The organism is Niveispirillum fermenti, assembly GCF_048066175.1.
GTDB classification, from domain to species: Bacteria; Pseudomonadota; Alphaproteobacteria; order Azospirillales; family Azospirillaceae; genus Niveispirillum; species Niveispirillum fermenti.
Genome location: NZ_JBLTXA010000030.1, coordinates 45,424 through 60,953, shown reverse-complemented (window position 1 = coordinate 60,953; position 15,530 = coordinate 45,424). Strand labels below are relative to the sequence as shown.

14 protein-coding genes are annotated in these 15,530 nt (G+C 66.2%); 8 read left to right on the top strand and 6 right to left on the bottom strand.

Annotated elements, in window-relative coordinates:
- Positions 1 to 140: 140 nt before the first annotated feature.
- The gene (locus tag ACM9LZ_RS20820) at positions 141 to 1,490 is read left to right on the top strand and encodes a metal-dependent hydrolase family protein (protein ID WP_416621446.1); all 1,350 of its coding nucleotides are present in this window, start codon (positions 141 to 143) and stop codon (positions 1,488 to 1,490) included.
- Positions 1,491 to 1,514: 24 nt separating this feature from the next.
- On the top strand, positions 1,515 to 2,144 hold the full coding sequence (locus tag ACM9LZ_RS20815; protein ID WP_416621445.1) for a hypothetical protein: 630 nt from the start codon (positions 1,515 to 1,517) through the stop codon (positions 2,142 to 2,144).
- On the opposite strand, the gene ACM9LZ_RS20810 is transcribed toward ACM9LZ_RS20815, so the two are convergent.
- Entirely contained in the window at positions 2,145 to 3,047 is a 903-nt protein-coding gene (locus tag ACM9LZ_RS20810; RefSeq protein ID WP_416621444.1) for a LysR family transcriptional regulator, read from the bottom strand.
- A 105-nt stretch (positions 3,048 to 3,152) separates the two neighbouring features.
- Here ACM9LZ_RS20810 and ACM9LZ_RS20805 point away from each other — a divergent pair, with 105 nt between their 5' ends.
- The gene (locus ACM9LZ_RS20805; protein WP_416621443.1) at positions 3,153 to 4,148 is read left to right on the top strand and encodes an aldo/keto reductase; all 996 of its coding nucleotides are present in this window, start codon (positions 3,153 to 3,155) and stop codon (positions 4,146 to 4,148) included.
- A gap of 66 nt (positions 4,149 to 4,214) precedes the next feature.
- On the opposite strand, the gene ACM9LZ_RS20800 is transcribed toward ACM9LZ_RS20805, so the two are convergent.
- Positions 4,215 to 5,183: a helix-turn-helix domain-containing protein gene (locus ACM9LZ_RS20800; protein WP_416621442.1), complete on the bottom strand. Its 969-nt coding sequence runs from the start codon at positions 5,181 to 5,183 to the stop codon at positions 4,215 to 4,217.
- Between the two features lie 268 nt (positions 5,184 to 5,451).
- Between ACM9LZ_RS20800 and ACM9LZ_RS20795 the strand changes: the two genes are divergently transcribed.
- The 3 genes from ACM9LZ_RS20795 (at position 5,452) to ACM9LZ_RS20785 (ending at position 9,474) form a co-directional block, all read left to right on the top strand.
- On the top strand, positions 5,452 to 7,659 hold the full coding sequence (locus ACM9LZ_RS20795) for a TonB-dependent receptor (RefSeq protein WP_416621441.1): 2,208 nt from the start codon (positions 5,452 to 5,454) through the stop codon (positions 7,657 to 7,659).
- A 20-nt stretch (positions 7,660 to 7,679) separates the two neighbouring features.
- Positions 7,680 to 8,096, top strand: a complete 417-nt coding sequence (locus tag ACM9LZ_RS20790) for a 2,4'-dihydroxyacetophenone dioxygenase family protein (RefSeq protein ID WP_416621440.1) — start codon at positions 7,680 to 7,682, stop codon at positions 8,094 to 8,096.
- Positions 8,097 to 8,274: 178 nt separating this feature from the next.
- On the top strand, positions 8,275 to 9,474 hold the full coding sequence (locus ACM9LZ_RS20785) for a molybdopterin molybdotransferase MoeA (RefSeq protein WP_416621439.1): 1,200 nt from the start codon (positions 8,275 to 8,277) through the stop codon (positions 9,472 to 9,474).
- A gap of 51 nt (positions 9,475 to 9,525) precedes the next feature.
- Here ACM9LZ_RS20785 and ACM9LZ_RS20780 read toward each other — a convergent pair whose 3' ends face one another.
- The gene (locus ACM9LZ_RS20780) at positions 9,526 to 11,205 is read right to left on the bottom strand and encodes a methyl-accepting chemotaxis protein (protein ID WP_416621438.1); all 1,680 of its coding nucleotides are present in this window, start codon (positions 11,203 to 11,205) and stop codon (positions 9,526 to 9,528) included.
- Between the two features lie 369 nt (positions 11,206 to 11,574).
- On the opposite strand from ACM9LZ_RS20780, the gene lexA reads away from it, so the two are divergent.
- Positions 11,575 to 12,309, top strand: a complete 735-nt coding sequence (gene lexA, locus ACM9LZ_RS20775) for a transcriptional repressor LexA (RefSeq protein WP_416621437.1) — start codon at positions 11,575 to 11,577, stop codon at positions 12,307 to 12,309.
- Positions 12,310 to 12,413: 104 nt separating this feature from the next.
- Positions 12,414 to 12,644: a hypothetical protein gene (locus tag ACM9LZ_RS20770; RefSeq protein WP_416621436.1), complete on the top strand. Its 231-nt coding sequence runs from the start codon at positions 12,414 to 12,416 to the stop codon at positions 12,642 to 12,644.
- 253 nt (positions 12,645 to 12,897) lie between these two features.
- Here ACM9LZ_RS20770 and ACM9LZ_RS20765 read toward each other — a convergent pair whose 3' ends face one another.
- Genes ACM9LZ_RS20765 through ACM9LZ_RS20755 form a run of 3 tightly spaced genes read right to left on the bottom strand, consistent with a single transcriptional unit; the run spans position 12,898 to position 15,385 of the window.
- Positions 12,898 to 13,632, bottom strand: coding sequence for a DUF6065 family protein (locus tag ACM9LZ_RS20765; protein WP_416621435.1), 735 nt, complete (start codon positions 13,630 to 13,632; stop codon positions 12,898 to 12,900).
- 15 nt (positions 13,633 to 13,647) lie between these two features.
- Positions 13,648 to 14,841, bottom strand: a complete 1,194-nt coding sequence (locus ACM9LZ_RS20760) for a DUF2336 domain-containing protein (RefSeq protein WP_416621434.1) — start codon at positions 14,839 to 14,841, stop codon at positions 13,648 to 13,650.
- A gap of 4 nt (positions 14,842 to 14,845) precedes the next feature.
- Entirely contained in the window at positions 14,846 to 15,385 is a 540-nt protein-coding gene (locus ACM9LZ_RS20755; protein WP_416621433.1) for a MarR family transcriptional regulator, read from the bottom strand.
- Positions 15,386 to 15,530 lie beyond the last annotated feature (145 nt).

Here is a 15,530-nt window from a genome sequence, read left to right as displayed (position 1 = left end):
CACCGCCAGCACAACCTAACCCTTTGTATGGTGATGATGGGCCGGCGCCCTGAAGCCTCTTGCCCAAAGCCCCTTGCCATGTGGCGGCAAGCCGTCCATTCCATCTTCCAACGGACGACAAGAAAGGTGTGAGGCAATCCATGGGTATCGACAAAGGCTGGCGCCGCCATATGGCCGGGGCCGTGGGGGCATTCGTTCTGCTGGCGGGCACGGCGGGTGCGCAGACGACGCTGATCCATGCCGGAACGCTGCTGGCCGTGCCGGGGCAGAAGCCGTTGGCCCGGCAGACGCTGGTCGTGACCGACGGCAAGGTCGCGGCCGTGCGCGCGGGCTATCTGGACGCGGCGGCGGCCGGGGTGGCGGGCGATGCCCGCATTATCGACCTGAAGGACGGGTTCGTGCTGCCCGGCCTGATCGATTGCCATGTCCATCTGATGGGCGAGTTGGGACCCGGCAGCATCCTGGCGGAAGTGCGCGACGATCCGGAGGTCGCCGTGCTGGAAGGAGCGATGTACGCCCATCGCACCCTGATGGCGGGCTTCACCACGGTGCGCGAACTGGGGTCCCCGGCGCGCACGGCCTTCGCCCTGCGCGACGCCATCGCCAAGGGCGAGGTGGAAGGCCCCACCATCCTGGCGGCCGGCCAGATGATCTCCATCACGGCCGGGCATGGCGATGCCAACGGCTTCAACGAGGCGGTGACCCACGCGCTGCGTCCCGAAAGCGTGTGCGACGGCGCCGATGACTGCCGCCGTGCCGTGCGCGAGCAGATCCGCAAGGGAGCCGACGTCATCAAGCTGGCCACGACGGGCGGCGTGCTGTCGAACATCGCGGCCGGCACCGGGCAGCAGATGTTCGATGACGAGGCCAAGGCCGTCATCGACACGGCCCACATGATGGGCAAGCGCGTCGCCAGCCATGCCCATGCCGCAGCCGGCATCAACCTGGCCCTGCGCCACGGCGTGGACAGCGTGGAACATGGTTCCTACCTGGATGCGGATTCCATCGCCTTGCTGAAGCAGAAGGGCGCCTATCTGGTGCCGACCCTGCTGGCCGGGCACACGGTGGTGGAGATGGCCCGGTCCAGCACCACCCTGACCCCGGCCCAGGCCAGTAAGGCGCTGGAGGTGGGCGAGCAGATGCGCAACAGCTTTGCCGGTGCCGTGAAGGCCGGCGTCAAGGTCGCCTTCGGAACCGATAGCGGCGTCAGCCGGCACGGCGACAATGCGCTGGAATTCAAGCTGATGGTCGATGCCGGCATGCCGGCCGCCGATGCCATCAAGGCCGCCACGGTGAACGCCGCCGACCTGCTGGATCGCACGGCCCGCATCGGCACGCTGGAGCCCGGCAAGGATGCCGACATCATCGCCGTGGCCGGCAATCCGCTGACGGATGTGACCGAACTGATGCGCGTGCGCTTCGTCATGCGCCAGGGCGTGCTGCACAAGCAGGATGGCGCGCCCGTGACCTTTGTGCCGGGCGGGCGGTGAAGAAAGCAGGGGAGAGGGGCGGGGATGGCTGTTTTCCGCGACGATGACGGAAGCCTGTACTGGAGTGACCGCAGCGCGCCCGTGCTGGTCCCGGCCGCCCCGGCGCCAGAGGGGGTGCCAGAGGGGGTGCCAGAGGGGGTGCCAGAGGGGGTGGGAGCGGGGGCGGCCAGGCCTGGCGCAGCGAAGACCGACACGCCGGTGGCCGGCCTGCGCCTGATCCGGCCGGACCGCTGGGCCGCCGTCGCCCACGGCAGCCTTTATGCCGCGCTGACGGGGCTGGGGCTGGGCGCTGCCGGTTTCGCGCTGTGGCTGGCCGGGCATCCGGCGGCGGGCCTGCCCGGCGGGCTGGGTTTCCTGGTGCTGGTACTGACCTCGGTCGCGGTGCAGCGGCTGGGCACCAGTCCCGCCGCGCATGACCGGCCGCTGACCCTGCTGCGCCCCCAGCCGGTGGGACCCGCACTGCTGTACCATCTGCGGTCGCTGGCGCTGCCGCTGCTGGTGTTTCTGGTGCTGCATGACTGGATGGGGCGCACCGAACTGGACAATACCCGGCTGCTGCTGGCCGCGCTGGGCGCCCTTTTCGCGCTGGCCTCCACCATCGTGGCGGTGCGCCAGTTGCGCGAACTGATCCAGGCGCTGCGCACACCGCCCTGATCAGGGCACCGCACCGGGGCCGCGCAGCCAGTCCACGAAGGCACGCAGCGGTCCCGGCAGGTGGCGGCGGCTGCTGTAGTAAAGGAACGGGCCGGAAAAGCGCAGGCCCCAATCCTGCAAGGCCGGCACCAGCGTGCCTGCGGCCAGATGCGGTTCCAGCAATTCCTGGAACGTGTAGATCCAGCCGAGCCCGTCCAGCGCCGCGCGCAGCGACAGGGCGCTGTCGGCACTGACCAGCGGCCCCGACGGATGCAGCTTCACCGTCTGCCCCGCCTTCTCGAACTCCCACGGCACGATGGCGCCGCCCGGAAAGCCCTGGCGCAGGCAGGGACGGGCCAGCAGGTCCGTCGGATGGGCCGGCATCCCGTCGCGGGCGATCCGCGCGGGTGCCGCAGCCAGGAGATAGCGCTGCTCACGCGGGCCCAGCGGCACCGCCACCACATCCTGGGCCAGCGCCTCCTCATACCGCACGCCGGCATCGAAGCCGGCCGCGAAGACATCGACCAGGGCATTGTCGGTCGCCACCTCCAGCGTGATGCCGGGATGGGCGGCCAGAAAGGGCGCCACGATGCCGGGCAGCACCAGATGCGATACGATGACCGGCACGTTCAGCCGCAAGGTGCCGAACGCGGTACCGCGATAGGGACCCAGGCTGTCCAGTGCCGCCGTCACGGCCGCCATGGCCGGCGACAGGCTTTCCACCAGCCGCTGCCCGGCCTCGGTGGGCGTGACGCTGCGGGTCGTGCGGTGCAGCAGGCGCACGCCCATCGCCTCTTCCAGGTTGCGCACGGCCTGGCTGAGGGTGGAGGGCGACACGCCCCGCTCACGCGCGGCGCGGCGGAAATTGCGATGGCGGGCCACGGACAGGAACGCATCCAGATCGGCAAGGGCATAAGGCGGCATTGTACGGATTTCCGAACAGAGCATACGGTATATGCAGGATTATCGCATAATCCGGACCATGGCAGCATTCCTTCCATCGTCACCATCCCTTGAAGGAAGCCTGCCATGATGATGCATCGCACCCTGGGGACCACCGGTCCCCTCACCTCCGCCCTGGGTCTTGGCTGCATGGGCATGTCCGACCTTTACGGACCCGCCGACCGGGCGGAAGGCATCGCCACGATCCATGCCGCCCTGGATGCTGGCATCACCCTGCTGGATACGGGCGATTTCTATGGCATGGGTCATAATGAGATGCTGATCCGCGAGGCGCTGCACGGGCGCCGGCGCGACAATGTGCTGCTGAGCGTCAAGTTCGGCGCCCTGCGCGGGCCCGACGGGCAATGGGCCGGCTATGACGCCCGGCCCGTCGCCATCCGCAACTTCGTCGCTTACAGCCTGAAGCGGCTTGGCACGGACCATATCGACATTTACCGCCCCTCCCGGCTGGACCCCGACGTGCCCATCGAGGACACGATCGGCGCCATCGCCGATCTGGTGAAGGAAGGATATGTCCGCCATATCGGCCTGTCGGAAGTGGGGGCCGACACCATCCGCCGGGCCGCCGCCATCCACCCGATCAGTGACCTGCAGATCGAATATTCCCTGATCAGCCGGGGGGTCGAGGAGGCCATCCTGCCGGTCTGCCGGGGACTGGGCATCGGCATCACGGCCTATGGCGTGCTGTCGCGCGGGCTGATCAGCGGGCATTTCACGGGCACCGCCGGAGGGACGGATTTCCGCAGCCACAGCCCCCGTTTCCAGGGCCCGAACCTGGACCATAATCTGGCACTGGTGGACACGCTGCGCCGTGTGGCCGCCGATATCGGGGCCAGTGTGGCGCAGGTGGCCATCGCCTGGGTCGCCTCCCGCGGGGCGGACATCGTGCCGCTGGTCGGCGCGCGCCGCCGCGACCGGCTGGCCGAAAGCCTGGGGGCGGCCAGTCTGGTCCTGTCGGCCGCCGAACTGGCCGCGATCGAAGCGGCCATCCCGCCCGGCGCCGCAGCCGGTGACCGCTATCCGGAGGCTCTGCTGGCCCATATGGACAGCGAGCGGGGGTGAGGCCGGCGGGGCCGCCCGGTGCCCGTTCCCGATGGGGCGTACTCACCGGGAACGGGCAAAATAGCATTATCCGCGTCCGTCACGTGCCTGCTGGCGAAACTCGCGCGGGGTGGTGCCGAAGGCGGCGCGGAAGGAACGGCTGAACTGCGAGGCGTCGGCGAAGCCGTTCTTCATGGCGATCTGCGTCAGGGACAGGCCGTCACAGCCCACGGCCGCCAGATCGGCACGGCAACGCTGCAACCGCCGCTGCTTGATCCATTCCGACACGGTCATGTCCGTCGCCTCGAACAGCCGGTGCAGATAGCGGGGGGAGAAGCGGAAGGCCGCCGCGATGCTCTGCGGCCCCAACCCGGGGTCGCCGGCCTGCGTGTTGATGTAATCCTGCACGCGGGTCAGCAGGGCGCGCTGGAAGGCCGATCCGTTCAGCCGTTCCAGTTCCGGCCGGAAGGCGATGGCCGCCAGTTCCACCGTGGCGCGCAGCATGGCCGGCCGGTCGGCGGGATCGATATTGTCGATGGACCGGTGCAACTGCCGCAGATGGGCCAGCAGCACGGCACCCACCCCGCTGTCGCCGCGCACCTGCAGACCGCACATATCCTCGATGCTGGGCAGGGCCGACAGGGCGGCCTGGCGGGGGATCAGCAGGGAATATTGATGCTGCACCTCCCGTGCGGCGAAATAGGCCGGCCGCGTGCTGTCCCACAGCGCGATGCTGCCCGCCCCCAGTTCGGTCTGGTTGCGGCCCTGTTCCAGCAGCGTGCGGCCCTGTTCCAGGAACAGCAGGCAGAAATACCCCGCCTGTGACTTGCGGATCTCGTCCGCCCGCCGCCACCCGGCCAGCGGGTCGGCCACGACATGGGTGAAGACGAATTCATCCACCGGACGGCGCAGCACCTGCGCGCTGTAATTGTCGCCACGGTCGACATGCAGGTCCCAATGGAAATGGGTGCGGTCCAGCACATCCTGGAACCCGCGGAAGCGGCGGTTGACGGGCATGGATTGCGACGACCAGCTTTCGGTCCCGGCCAAAGACATGACACCTCCCACGGATTGATCTTGGTCTTGGGCCCGATCCGTTCGGGTACCGCATAGTAAACCGCATCCTCCCCGCTGACGAGCCGCGGCATACGAAGCGATGCGCGCAGGAACAAGAATAAGGTCGCTGCCGCGCAAGTCGCCGCGCGCCCCGCGCTGTGGCGCATGAGTTCTGACGCTCAGCGCAAAGTCACGGGCCCGGTGGCCGCGATAGGGTCCCGCCATCACAGAAGAACGCCCGATCGAAGGGACAAGGGGGAGGAAAAACATGCAGTTCAGAAAAGGGGCGCGCACGGCGCTGGCCCTGCCGCTTCTGGCCGCGACGGCGGCAGCGGTCCCGGCCGGCGCACAGGAAGCCATCGAGGAGATCGTGGTCATGGCCCAGCGCCGGGCCCAGAACCTGCAGGAGGTGCCGGTCTCCGTCACGGCCCTGGGCGGGGCGCAGTTGCAGGAAAGCGGCCTGTCCAACAGCCTGGCCATCGGCGACATCGTGCCGAACCTGGAGATCAAGACCTTCGGCGGCGTGCCGAACATCTTCATCCGCGGTGTCGGCAACAATGATTTCAACTCCTCCTCCGTCGGGCCGGTCAGCATCTATCGCGACGATGTGGCCGTGGCCTCGACGGGCAGCCAGAGCTTCTCGCTGTTCGATCTGGACCGGGTGGAGGTGCTGCGCGGGCCGCAGGGCACGTTGTTCGGCAAGAACACGACGGGCGGGGCCATCGTCTATGTCTCCAAGCTGCCGGATGGCCGGCAGGAGGGCTATTTCCGCCTGGGCTATGGCCGCTTCAACCTGTTCGAGGCGGAGGCCGCAGCCTCCATGCCGCTGGCCGAGGGACTGTCGGCGCGCGTGTCGGCCACCTTGCGGCGCGGCGACGGCGAACGGGTGAATCTTTTCACCGGCGAACGCGCCATCGATGTGGACGAAGGGGCCGTGCGGGCCATCCTGCGCTATCATCCCGACGGCGACCGTGATGTCGATGTCAGGCTGGCCGCCGGCACAGGCCGCGACCGCAGCGACTATTTGCAGCCCAAGCCCGACGGGCAGATCAACGGGGGCGACCTGTTCGGTTACCGCGATCCGGCACCGGGCGAGGTGAAGATCCTGAATTTCAACGGCGACAGCCGCAACCATTCCGACAATCACTGGGTCTCGCTGACCGCCTCCTTCAGCCTGTCCGACACGCTGTCGGTGAAATCCATCACGGGGTACGACAAGGGCGACGTGGATAACCGCGTGGATGTGGATGGCGGCCCCCTGCGCATCGACCAGATCAAGTTCCTGACGGAGACCGAGCAGAAGTCGCAGGAGCTGCAGGTCGCCTATAATGGCGGCGGCATCCAGGCGCTGATCGGCGCCTTCTATTTCGACGAGGATTTCATCTCCCACTCGGAAGCCGATCTGGTGGGCGAACTGTCCTTTGCCGATGGGGCCGTGCCCCTGGTCACCGATGCCACGCGCCGGAACAAGAGCTATGCCATCTTCGGGCAGACGACCATCGATGTCGCCGAGGGCCTGCGCCTGACGGCGGGCGCGCGCTATACCTGGGACAAGGTGCGGGCCACGCACCAGGGCGTGCTGATCCCCGGCTTCTTCGATGCCGATATTCCCGACGGCGCACCCGTGGCGCTGGTGCCATATGCCGCGATGGGCGACACGTTCAAGGCATCGTCCTGGCGGCTGGCCGCCGATTACGACGTGACCCGGGATGTCATGGCCTATGGGTCCGTCACACGGGGTTTCAAATCGGGCAATTTCAATATCGGCATCATCACCAGCGTGGCGGAACGGACCAAGGTCGATCCGGAATTCCTGACAGCCTACGAGATCGGTCTGAAAAGCACCCTGCTGGATCGCCGGCTGCGCGCCAATATCGCCGCCTTCCTTTACGATTACAGCGACCTGCAGGTTCTGTCGGTCAACCAGCAGGGCAGCGGCGTGCCCACCCTGGGCCTGGACAATGCCGCCGACGCCCGTATCAAGGGGCTGGAGGTGGAACTGACGGCCATTCCCGCCGACGGGCTGGACCTGGGCCTCAACCTGGGCCTGCTGGATGCGCAGTACCGTAACTACACTTCCGGTGCCATCGATCCGGCCACGGGCCAGGCCCGCGACTTTTCCGGCAACAGGCTGCCCGGCGCGCCGAAATTCACCCTGTCCGGCTTCGCGCAATACCGGGTGCCGCTGACCGCCGCCTATGGCGCGGCCTTCCGGGCCGAATATAATTACACCGCCAAGAAATACTACAACAACGCCCAGGATGATCTGGTCAGCAGCCGGGGCGGCCATGGTCTCCTGAACCTGCGCGTGGCCCTGTCGTCGCCCGATGCCGATTGGGAACTGGCCTTCTGGGGCCGCAACGTCACCGACAAGGCCTATATCGTCGATGCCACCGACCTGCGCGATTTCGGCGTGATCCCGCTTTACTACGGTGAGCGGGCGAGCTGGGGCATCGAATTCACCCAACGTTTCTGACCGATGAAAGGACGGGACGCATGTCCACCGATGAAAGCCTGATCCCGGCGGAGGAAAAGCCGTGGGTTCCCCTGGCCGACGGGATCGATTTCCGCCTGCTGTTCACCAGCCTTGAAACAGGCCGCTGGACCGTGCTGCTGCGCTGCCAGCCCGGCAGTTCCTTCGGCCGGCACAAGCATTACGGCGCCGGCGAATATTTCGTGGTCAAGGGCCGCATGGAATACCGCATGGGCGTCGCTCTGGCCGGCACCTGGGGCTATGAGCCGCTGGGCACCATCCATGAATGCACCAGCTTTCCTGAATATACCGAGTTGCTGTTCACCAATCACGGACCTGTGATGTTCATCGAGGAGGATGGAACCATCCAGTCCACCCTGGATGGGGAATTGCTGCGCGGCCTGATCGCGGACAATGCCGTGACGGGGCCGGCGGGCTGATAGCGGCGCCCCTTGGGACCGGACCCCCGCCGGGGGCACCTCTCCTCCCAAGGGTCCGGTCCGGTGCCACAGAGCCTTCTGCATGCGGAAAATATCGGCGGCCCGTCCCGCTTGCCCCGTTGCGGGCCGTGATATATGCCCCAATATGTCGAACTTGTTTGACAGACGGAGCATCCGCTTGATCCCGCTTTCCGAGGCCCGTGCCCGCATCCTGGCGGCGGCGACGCTGCTGCCCGCCGAACAGGTCCCCATCACCGAGGGGCTGGGGCGCGTGCTGGCCGCCGATGTCGTGGCCCGCGTCACCCACCCGCCCACCGCCGTCAGCGCCATGGACGGCTGGGCCGTGCGCACGGCCGACCTTTCCGTCTTCCCCGCCACCCTGTCCCGCATCGGGGAGGCGCCGGCCGGCCGGCCGTTCGACGGCGTGGTCGGCCCCGGCCAGGCCGTGCGCATCTTCACCGGCGGTGCGCTGCCGGCCGGTGCCGATACCGTGGTGGTGCAGGAGGATGCGGAGGATCACGGCGCCACCGTGACGCTGAAGGATGGCGGCGGGCCCGGCCGCTGGGTCCGTCCGGCGGGCCAGGATTTCGCGGCGGGTGACATCGGGGTGCCGGCGGGCCGTCGCCTGACGGTCCGCGACCTGGCGCTGGCCGCATCGATGAACGTCCCCTGGCTGCGGGTTCGCCGCCGTCCCCGCGTGTCCATCCTGGCCACGGGTGACGAGGTGGTGATGCCGGGCGACACGCTGGCGCCGGGCCAGATCGTCAGTTCCAATTCCCTGGCGCTGGCGGCCCTGGTGCGCCAGTTGGGCGGCGAGCCGGTGGATCTGGGCATCGCGGCCGACAGTGTGGACAGCCTGTCCGCCCTGGTTTCCGCCGCGTCGGGCACCGATCTGTTGATCACCATCGGCGGTGCGTCGGTGGGGGAACATGATCTGGTGCGGTCCGTCCTGGGGGCGGCGGGGATGGAACTGGATTTCTGGAAGATCGCCATGCGGCCCGGCAAGCCGCTGATCTTCGGGCGCATGCATGGCGTGCCCATGATCGGGCTGCCCGGCAATCCCGTTTCCGCCCTGGTCTGCGCCTGGCTTTTCCTGCGCCCGCTGTTGCTGGCCATGCAGGGACTGCCGGCGGATGACGAATTGCGTGACGCCGTGCTGGGACGTGACATGGGGGGCAACGACGCGCGGGCTGATTTCATCCGTGCCCGGCTGTCCACCGATGGGGAAGGCCGCCTTGTGGCCGAACCCTTTCCCAAACAGGATAGCGGCATGCTGAGCCGCCTGGCCTGGGCCGACTGCCTGATCCTGCGCGCCCCCCACGCCCCGCCGGCCAGGGCGGGGGACCGCGTGCGGGTAATGCCGCTCGACGCGCTCTGACGCCGGTCGCCCTCTGACACCCGTCGCCGCGTGGGCGCTCCGGCCGCCGGGTCAGGCCCCGATACGGGCTGCTTCGGCGGCAGCGCGTTGCATGCTGGTCGACATGTCGCCGGCAACAGCGCTCTGCTGCGACACGGCGGCGGCGATGGAACTGACATAGTCGCTGACCTGGCTGATGGCGCCATGGATACTGTCGAGCGTCTGCACGACCTCCGTCGCCGTCTCCCGCAGGCTGCCGATATCATCATTGATACGGTCGGTGGCGGCGCGGGCCTGGTTGGCCAGGTTCTTCACCTCCTGCGCGACGACGGCGAAACCCTTTCCGGCCTCCCCGGCGCGCGCGGCTTCGATGGAGGCGTTCAGGGCCAGCAGGTTGATCTGTCCCGTGATGCCGGAGATCAGGTTCACGATCTCGACCATGCTGTCGGACAGCGAACTGAGGCGTGCCGTCACGGCACCGGCCGCGTCGACGCGGCGGTTGGCCGATTCGGCCTCGTCGCGGGAACGGGCCATGTTGTGAGCGATCTCGCGGATCGAAGCGTTCATCTGCTCCGCGCCGGCGGCAACATTCTCCATCATGCTGCGCACATGTTCGCTGCGCTGACGGGCCAGCACCTGCCGCGTCACGTCGCTGGCATATTTCACGACCTTGTAGGGCTTGCCATTCAAATCCAGGACGGGATTGTAGGAGGCCTGAATCCAGACTTCCTGCCCGTTGCGGCCGATGCGCCGATATTCGCCGGCCTGATATTCACCGCGGCCCAGCCGTTCCCAGAACTGGCGATAGGGGGCGCTGTCGCGCTCCTCCTCCGGCATGAACATGCGGTGATGCCGGCCCTGGATCTCCTCCAGCCGGTATCCCAGCGTGTCGAGGAAATTAGCATTGGCCGTGATGATCGTGCCATCGAGGTTGAAGGCGATGACCGCCTGGCTTTTGCTGATGGCCTGGATCTGGCTTTCGAAATCGGCCGTGCGGCGCTTCTGTTCCGTGATGTCGGTGGCGAATTTCACCACTTTCTCCACCCGCCCGTCCTCGTCGAGGATAGGGGTGTAGGTGGCCTGGATCCAGATGTCGTGCCCATCCTTGCGCACGCGCCGGAACTCCCCGCCATTATGTTCCCCGGCGGCCAGTTGCCGCCAGAACTGGAGATAGGCGGTGCTCTCCCGCTCCTCCGCGGGAACGAACATGCGGTGATGCCGGCCCTGGATCTCCTCCAGCCGGTATCCCAGCGCGGACAGGAAATTTTCGTTCGCCGTCATGATCTCGCCGCTGGACGTGAACTCGATCACGGCTTGTGACCGGCCGATGGCGGCCACCTTGGCGGCGAGATCATTTCGCAGGTGGATGGTTTCCGTAATGTCTGTCGCCAGCTTCACGACCCGGACCACCTGACCTGCCCGGTTGAAGACAGGATTATATGTGGCGCGGATCCAAATTTCCCGACCTTCACGGGTGACCCGGCGGAAAACGCCGGTCTGGAATTTGCCCTGCTTCAGCGTATTCCAGAAATCGCGATATCCTTCACTTGCATGTTCTTTGGGAAGAACGAAAATTTTATGGTGTTTCCCAATAATATCTTCACGATGATAGCCGAGAGATGTCAGGAAGTTCTCGTTTGCATCTAGTATATATCCGTTAATATCAAATTCAATGACACATTGAGAGCGATCGATAGCATCCCTTAAAGCGGAAAGTCGACGGGTTTCCTGAGAAGGCTTAAAAATACGCACCGGCAATTTCCTTATTGGAAAATTAGCTATATAAATATTTATAATGATTTTGATGGTGCTGCCACCTATCCTTTCGTATATGTGGTTTCCGGGATGTTTTCTCTAAGAAATTTTTAAATGTGCATGTTATGTCAGGTGAAACTTGATGAATACCTATCCAACATCCATAGGCCGAATGTTATAAGTACATTTTTGGTGTGGCTATATCCCCCTATAGTGGTGTCGGCGGGACGGATTGCGTGCTGATGGACATTGTGAAAGCACGAACCAAAATAGAACATTGATTGACGTTCCGGGATTGTTCTATAGTCGGACCGTATCATGCCGCTGCGTGGATGGGCGACGGGCGGTTGCGGTCAAGGGGATGCCATGCTGACGCGCAAGCAACAGGAACTGCTGTTCTTCATCAATGAGCGGCTGGAACAGGGTGGGGTCTCCCCTTCCTTCGATGAAATGAAGGATGCGCTGGGCCTGAAATCGAAATCGGGCATCCACCGGCTGATCACAGGGCTGGAGGAGCGGGGCTTCATCCGCCGCCTGCCGCATCGCGCCCGCGCGCTGGAGGTGCTGCGCCTGCCGGAGAAGCCGGCGGCCAAGGCCCGCCCGGCCGCCGCACCGGCGTCACAGCCGCCGGCGGATGTGACGCCGCGGTTCAAGCCCAATGTCATCAAGGGAGATTTCCGGGGCGCCCTGCCGGGGCGTCCGGCCAGCAACGACGCCGAAGCCGTGGCCCTGCCGCTTTACGGCCGGATCGCCGCCGGCCTGCCGATCGAGGCGATGCGCGACAGTTCGGTGACGATCGACATTCCCGCCAGCATGGTGGCGACGGGCGATCATTACGCGCTGGAAGTCGCCGGTGACAGCATGGTGGATGCCGGCATCCTGGATGGCGACACGGTGATCATCCAGCGCTGCGAGACGGCGGAGAATGGCGTGATCGTCGTGGCGCTGGTGGATGGGCAGGAGGTGACGCTGAAGCGCCTGCGCCGCAAGGGGAATTCCATCGCGCTGGAACCTGCGAACCCCAATTACGAAACGCGCGTGTTCGGGGCCGACCGGGTCAATGTGCAGGGCCGGCTGGTCGGGTTGATCCGCCGGTATTGACGGCGGCCACTGCCGCAATCGCGACACGGACATGCCGCGCTTTTGCCCGGACCGGGTGCCAGGGTGCCAGTCATCGAAACGGTTTGAAAGATGGCTGGTCACCCATGTCCGCCCTGTCGTCCGTCGCGGCGCGTGCGCTGCTGTTGCTGGTGCCGCTGTCGTTGGCCATGTCGGGCTGTGCCAGCCCCTGTGACCGTATCAATGCCGAAATGCGCCAGTTGAACGCCGATACCATCCGCGACCCGACCATGGCGGGTGACGGGCGCTATCTGTCCCGGTTTCAGGAACTGGCGGCGCAGTCGGTGGAACGGGGGTGTCTGGGGCCGGAACGCTGACGACCGGCAGGGTGCCGGCCGTCACAGCCGGGCCGGGGGGCGGGGATGGATCGCCATGCGGTGGCGGGCGCCGCAGCACCGGCCGCAGCACCACTCGTGCGGCGTAGCCAAGCCATTGGCATGTTGGCGCCCGGCATGTTGGCGCCGGCGCTTGAATGCGGTGATCGGAACCAACAAGGTCCGATCACCGCAGAATGGGAATGGTATGAACGGGCGCCACCGGCGCGGTGAATGAGTACGACCCGGATCAGGCTCAGCGCTTGTCCACGAAGCCGGGGGGCCGCAGCTTGACCAGATGGTCGGGGTCGGCCGGGCTGCCGTCCGGCAACAGCCCCAGATAATAGCTTTTCTGCCATTTGGCTGTGCGGGCGTCCGATCCGGGCTGGCTCAACTCCTCATTGAAGCGGGTGCGGCCCTGGGCCCAATCCTCGAACCGCCGGGCCAGTTCGGGATCGTCCGACAGGTTGCGGATTTCCGGTTCCACGCTTTCCAGCAGGCGGCGCTGCACGGGGAAGATCGTGCAGAAAGGTTCCATGGCGTCGAACCGGACGGTCCGGCCCGGCGCCGTGAATTTCCAGTTCATGGTGAAGCTGTAGGGTGCCCAATCCGTCTCGATGATGCCCGACAGGGCGGAAATACCATCCTTGGGCCGGTTCACGGGGCCCTGCGCGCACAGGCTCCACCCCGGCTCGGTGCGGAACACGGCTTCGATATGGAAGGTCAGCACACCGGAGCCGAAATGGCTGATGGCCGGGGCCGTCGTGCCGGGATCGGGCGTGATGCTGATGCTGTCGATACCGCTTCCGCCATCCCAATGGGCCGTGAAGCCACTGCGGTTCAGCAGTTCCCAGCCATGGGCATTGGCGATGTTGAGCGGCAGGCAGCGATAGGCATAGGCCTGCGGGGTGCCGTCCATCCAGTCGCGCGTGGCCGGTGCCGGACGGATCAGGGGCGGATCGCCATGAATGGCATAGCAGATCAGCTTCATGTGGGACCGGGGCCCTTATGCCCGGATCGGATTCAGGATGGCACCGACATCGATGCCGGGCTGGTCGGAAATCTGCATCAGCAACTCGTCCACCTCCCGTTCCGCGGTGTCGGCATAGCGGTCGAACAGGGCCTCCAGCACGACCTGCTGGTATTTCTCCCGCGTGCAGTTGCCGGCCGCATATTCAATCTCCAGCGCCATCTGCTGGGCCGTGCGGAAGGGCGCGGTCAGGGGGCCGGGAATGGCCGCCGCGTCCATCAGGCAATGCAGCCCCAGCACGCCATCATCCCAGGCCAGGATGCCGGCGGCCTGCGGCGTGATGTTGGCCCGTGCCGCCATGCCCGCCACGAACAGTTCCAGATCGCCCGCGCACAGGGCCCGGAACAGTACCTGCGGGGTCAGCCGGCCCTGGCGGTAGAGATGCTTGGCCACCATCTCCGCATCATCGGGGGAGACCAGCAGGGGCTGCAGGACGCGCAGCGTTGCGGCCTCCCGTCCCCCCTCGGCCAGCCGCTTGGCCAGGGCCGGCTCGATCTTGTGGTCGCGGATCAATTGCTGGCGCACATCCTCCGACACCAGGGCGATCATGCGTTCCACGATGGCGACGGTGACATCCGGCCGGGCGGCGACGCTGTCGGCAACGATCCGGAACTGCCCGAACCGTTCCGCCGCACGGCTCAGCGTCGCCTCCCGCACGGCGGCACCGCGATTGCGCAGCAGATGCACGACGGTGACGACATTGCCCGTTTCGACCAGGGCGGCCGACACGGCTTCCGACACGGTGCGGCGCCCGGCGATGGCTAGCTGCTTCTGCGGATCCCGCTCGGCCACGATCTCCAGCAACAGGTTCTCCGGCAGACCATCCACATATTTCAGGATGGGCACGGCCACCTGTGCCACGTCGCGGGCCAGCTTTTCCGCCATGTCGGCGGTCAGGATGGGGCTGTTATGGATCTGCCAGGCCACGGCGGCCCGCACCTCCATCTCCGCATCGGAGGCGAAGGCGCGCAGCACATCGAGCGCCAGCCGCTGTTCCTTGGCCGTCAGTCCGCCTTCCTCCATCTCCATGACCAGCTTCGTCATGGTATCGATGCGCGCGCCGCTGCCAGGCTGCTTCAGCAGCCGTTCCACGTCGCTGCTGTTCAGGCGGGCCCGGAGGACGGGTCGCGCCGGGGCCGCGGGGTCCCCGGCCGTCGGGGTCATCATCATGGGGTCAGTCCTGGCCACGGCTGTCGTAACGGACGACATCCCCCCAAAGCCGTTCCAGGCGGCGCAGCATGTTATATGTGGTCTCCAGGTCCCGGACATCGGATGCGGTGTGCAGCAACTGCGCGGCCTGCCGCTCCTCCAGCTTCTTGATCTCCGCACACAGCCATTCGCCCTTTTCCGACAGGCGCAGGCGGGCGGCCCGGCGATCGCGGGCCGAGGCCCCGCGGTCGACATAGCCCTGTTCGACCAGATGCTTGAGATTGTAGCTGGCGTTGGACCCCAGATAATAGCCGCGCTCCATGAGGTCGCGGACGGTCAGTTCGTCACCGCCGATATTCAGAAGCATCAGCACCTGCATGGGGCTGATGTCATCCACGCCGATCCGGCCCAGTTCGACGCGGACCACATCATGCAGACGGCGCTGCATATGGTCCAGCACGCGGGCAATGTCGCCATAAAGCGAAATCTCGCTTACCGGGGCCGGCTGGCTCCGGTCGGGGAAATGTTCCACCGGCGCTTCGCCGATGCGGGTCAACCTGATCATCCTGCCAATCCCCCACCCTTCATCACCCGCCATCATCGCTCGCCTCATGGCAGAAAGCCGGCCGGAGAAGAAAGCACTCGTCCCGCCCTTCCCCTACATTATCGTCTGTGGCGGCGACCGCAAGTGCAACCGCACAAAAATACCC

What these genes read in the sequence shown, in the direction of transcription:
- ACM9LZ_RS20805 (WP_416621443.1), top strand. Translation starts at nt 3,153, where the DNA reads ATGATGATGCATCGCACCCTGGGGACCACCGGTCCCCTCACCTCCGCC.
- ACM9LZ_RS20755 (WP_416621433.1), bottom strand. Translation starts at nt 15,385, where the DNA reads ATGATCAGGTTGACCCGCATCGGCGAAGCGCCGGTGGAACATTTCCCC.
- ACM9LZ_RS20790 (WP_416621440.1), top strand. Translation starts at nt 7,680, where the DNA reads ATGTCCACCGATGAAAGCCTGATCCCGGCGGAGGAAAAGCCGTGGGTT.
- ACM9LZ_RS20820 (WP_416621446.1), top strand. Translation starts at nt 141, where the DNA reads ATGGGTATCGACAAAGGCTGGCGCCGCCATATGGCCGGGGCCGTGGGG.
- ACM9LZ_RS20770 (WP_416621436.1), top strand. Translation starts at nt 12,414, where the DNA reads ATGTCCGCCCTGTCGTCCGTCGCGGCGCGTGCGCTGCTGTTGCTGGTG.
- ACM9LZ_RS20760 (WP_416621434.1), bottom strand. Translation starts at nt 14,841, where the DNA reads ATGATGATGACCCCGACGGCCGGGGACCCCGCGGCCCCGGCGCGACCC.
- lexA (WP_416621437.1), top strand. Translation starts at nt 11,575, where the DNA reads ATGCTGACGCGCAAGCAACAGGAACTGCTGTTCTTCATCAATGAGCGG.
- ACM9LZ_RS20810 (WP_416621444.1), bottom strand. Translation starts at nt 3,047, where the DNA reads ATGCCGCCTTATGCCCTTGCCGATCTGGATGCGTTCCTGTCCGTGGCC.
- ACM9LZ_RS20795 (WP_416621441.1), top strand. Translation starts at nt 5,452, where the DNA reads ATGCAGTTCAGAAAAGGGGCGCGCACGGCGCTGGCCCTGCCGCTTCTG.
- ACM9LZ_RS20765 (WP_416621435.1), bottom strand. Translation starts at nt 13,632, where the DNA reads ATGAAGCTGATCTGCTATGCCATTCATGGCGATCCGCCCCTGATCCGT.
- ACM9LZ_RS20815 (WP_416621445.1), top strand. Translation starts at nt 1,515, where the DNA reads ATGGCTGTTTTCCGCGACGATGACGGAAGCCTGTACTGGAGTGACCGC.
- ACM9LZ_RS20800 (WP_416621442.1), bottom strand. Translation starts at nt 5,183, where the DNA reads ATGTCTTTGGCCGGGACCGAAAGCTGGTCGTCGCAATCCATGCCCGTC.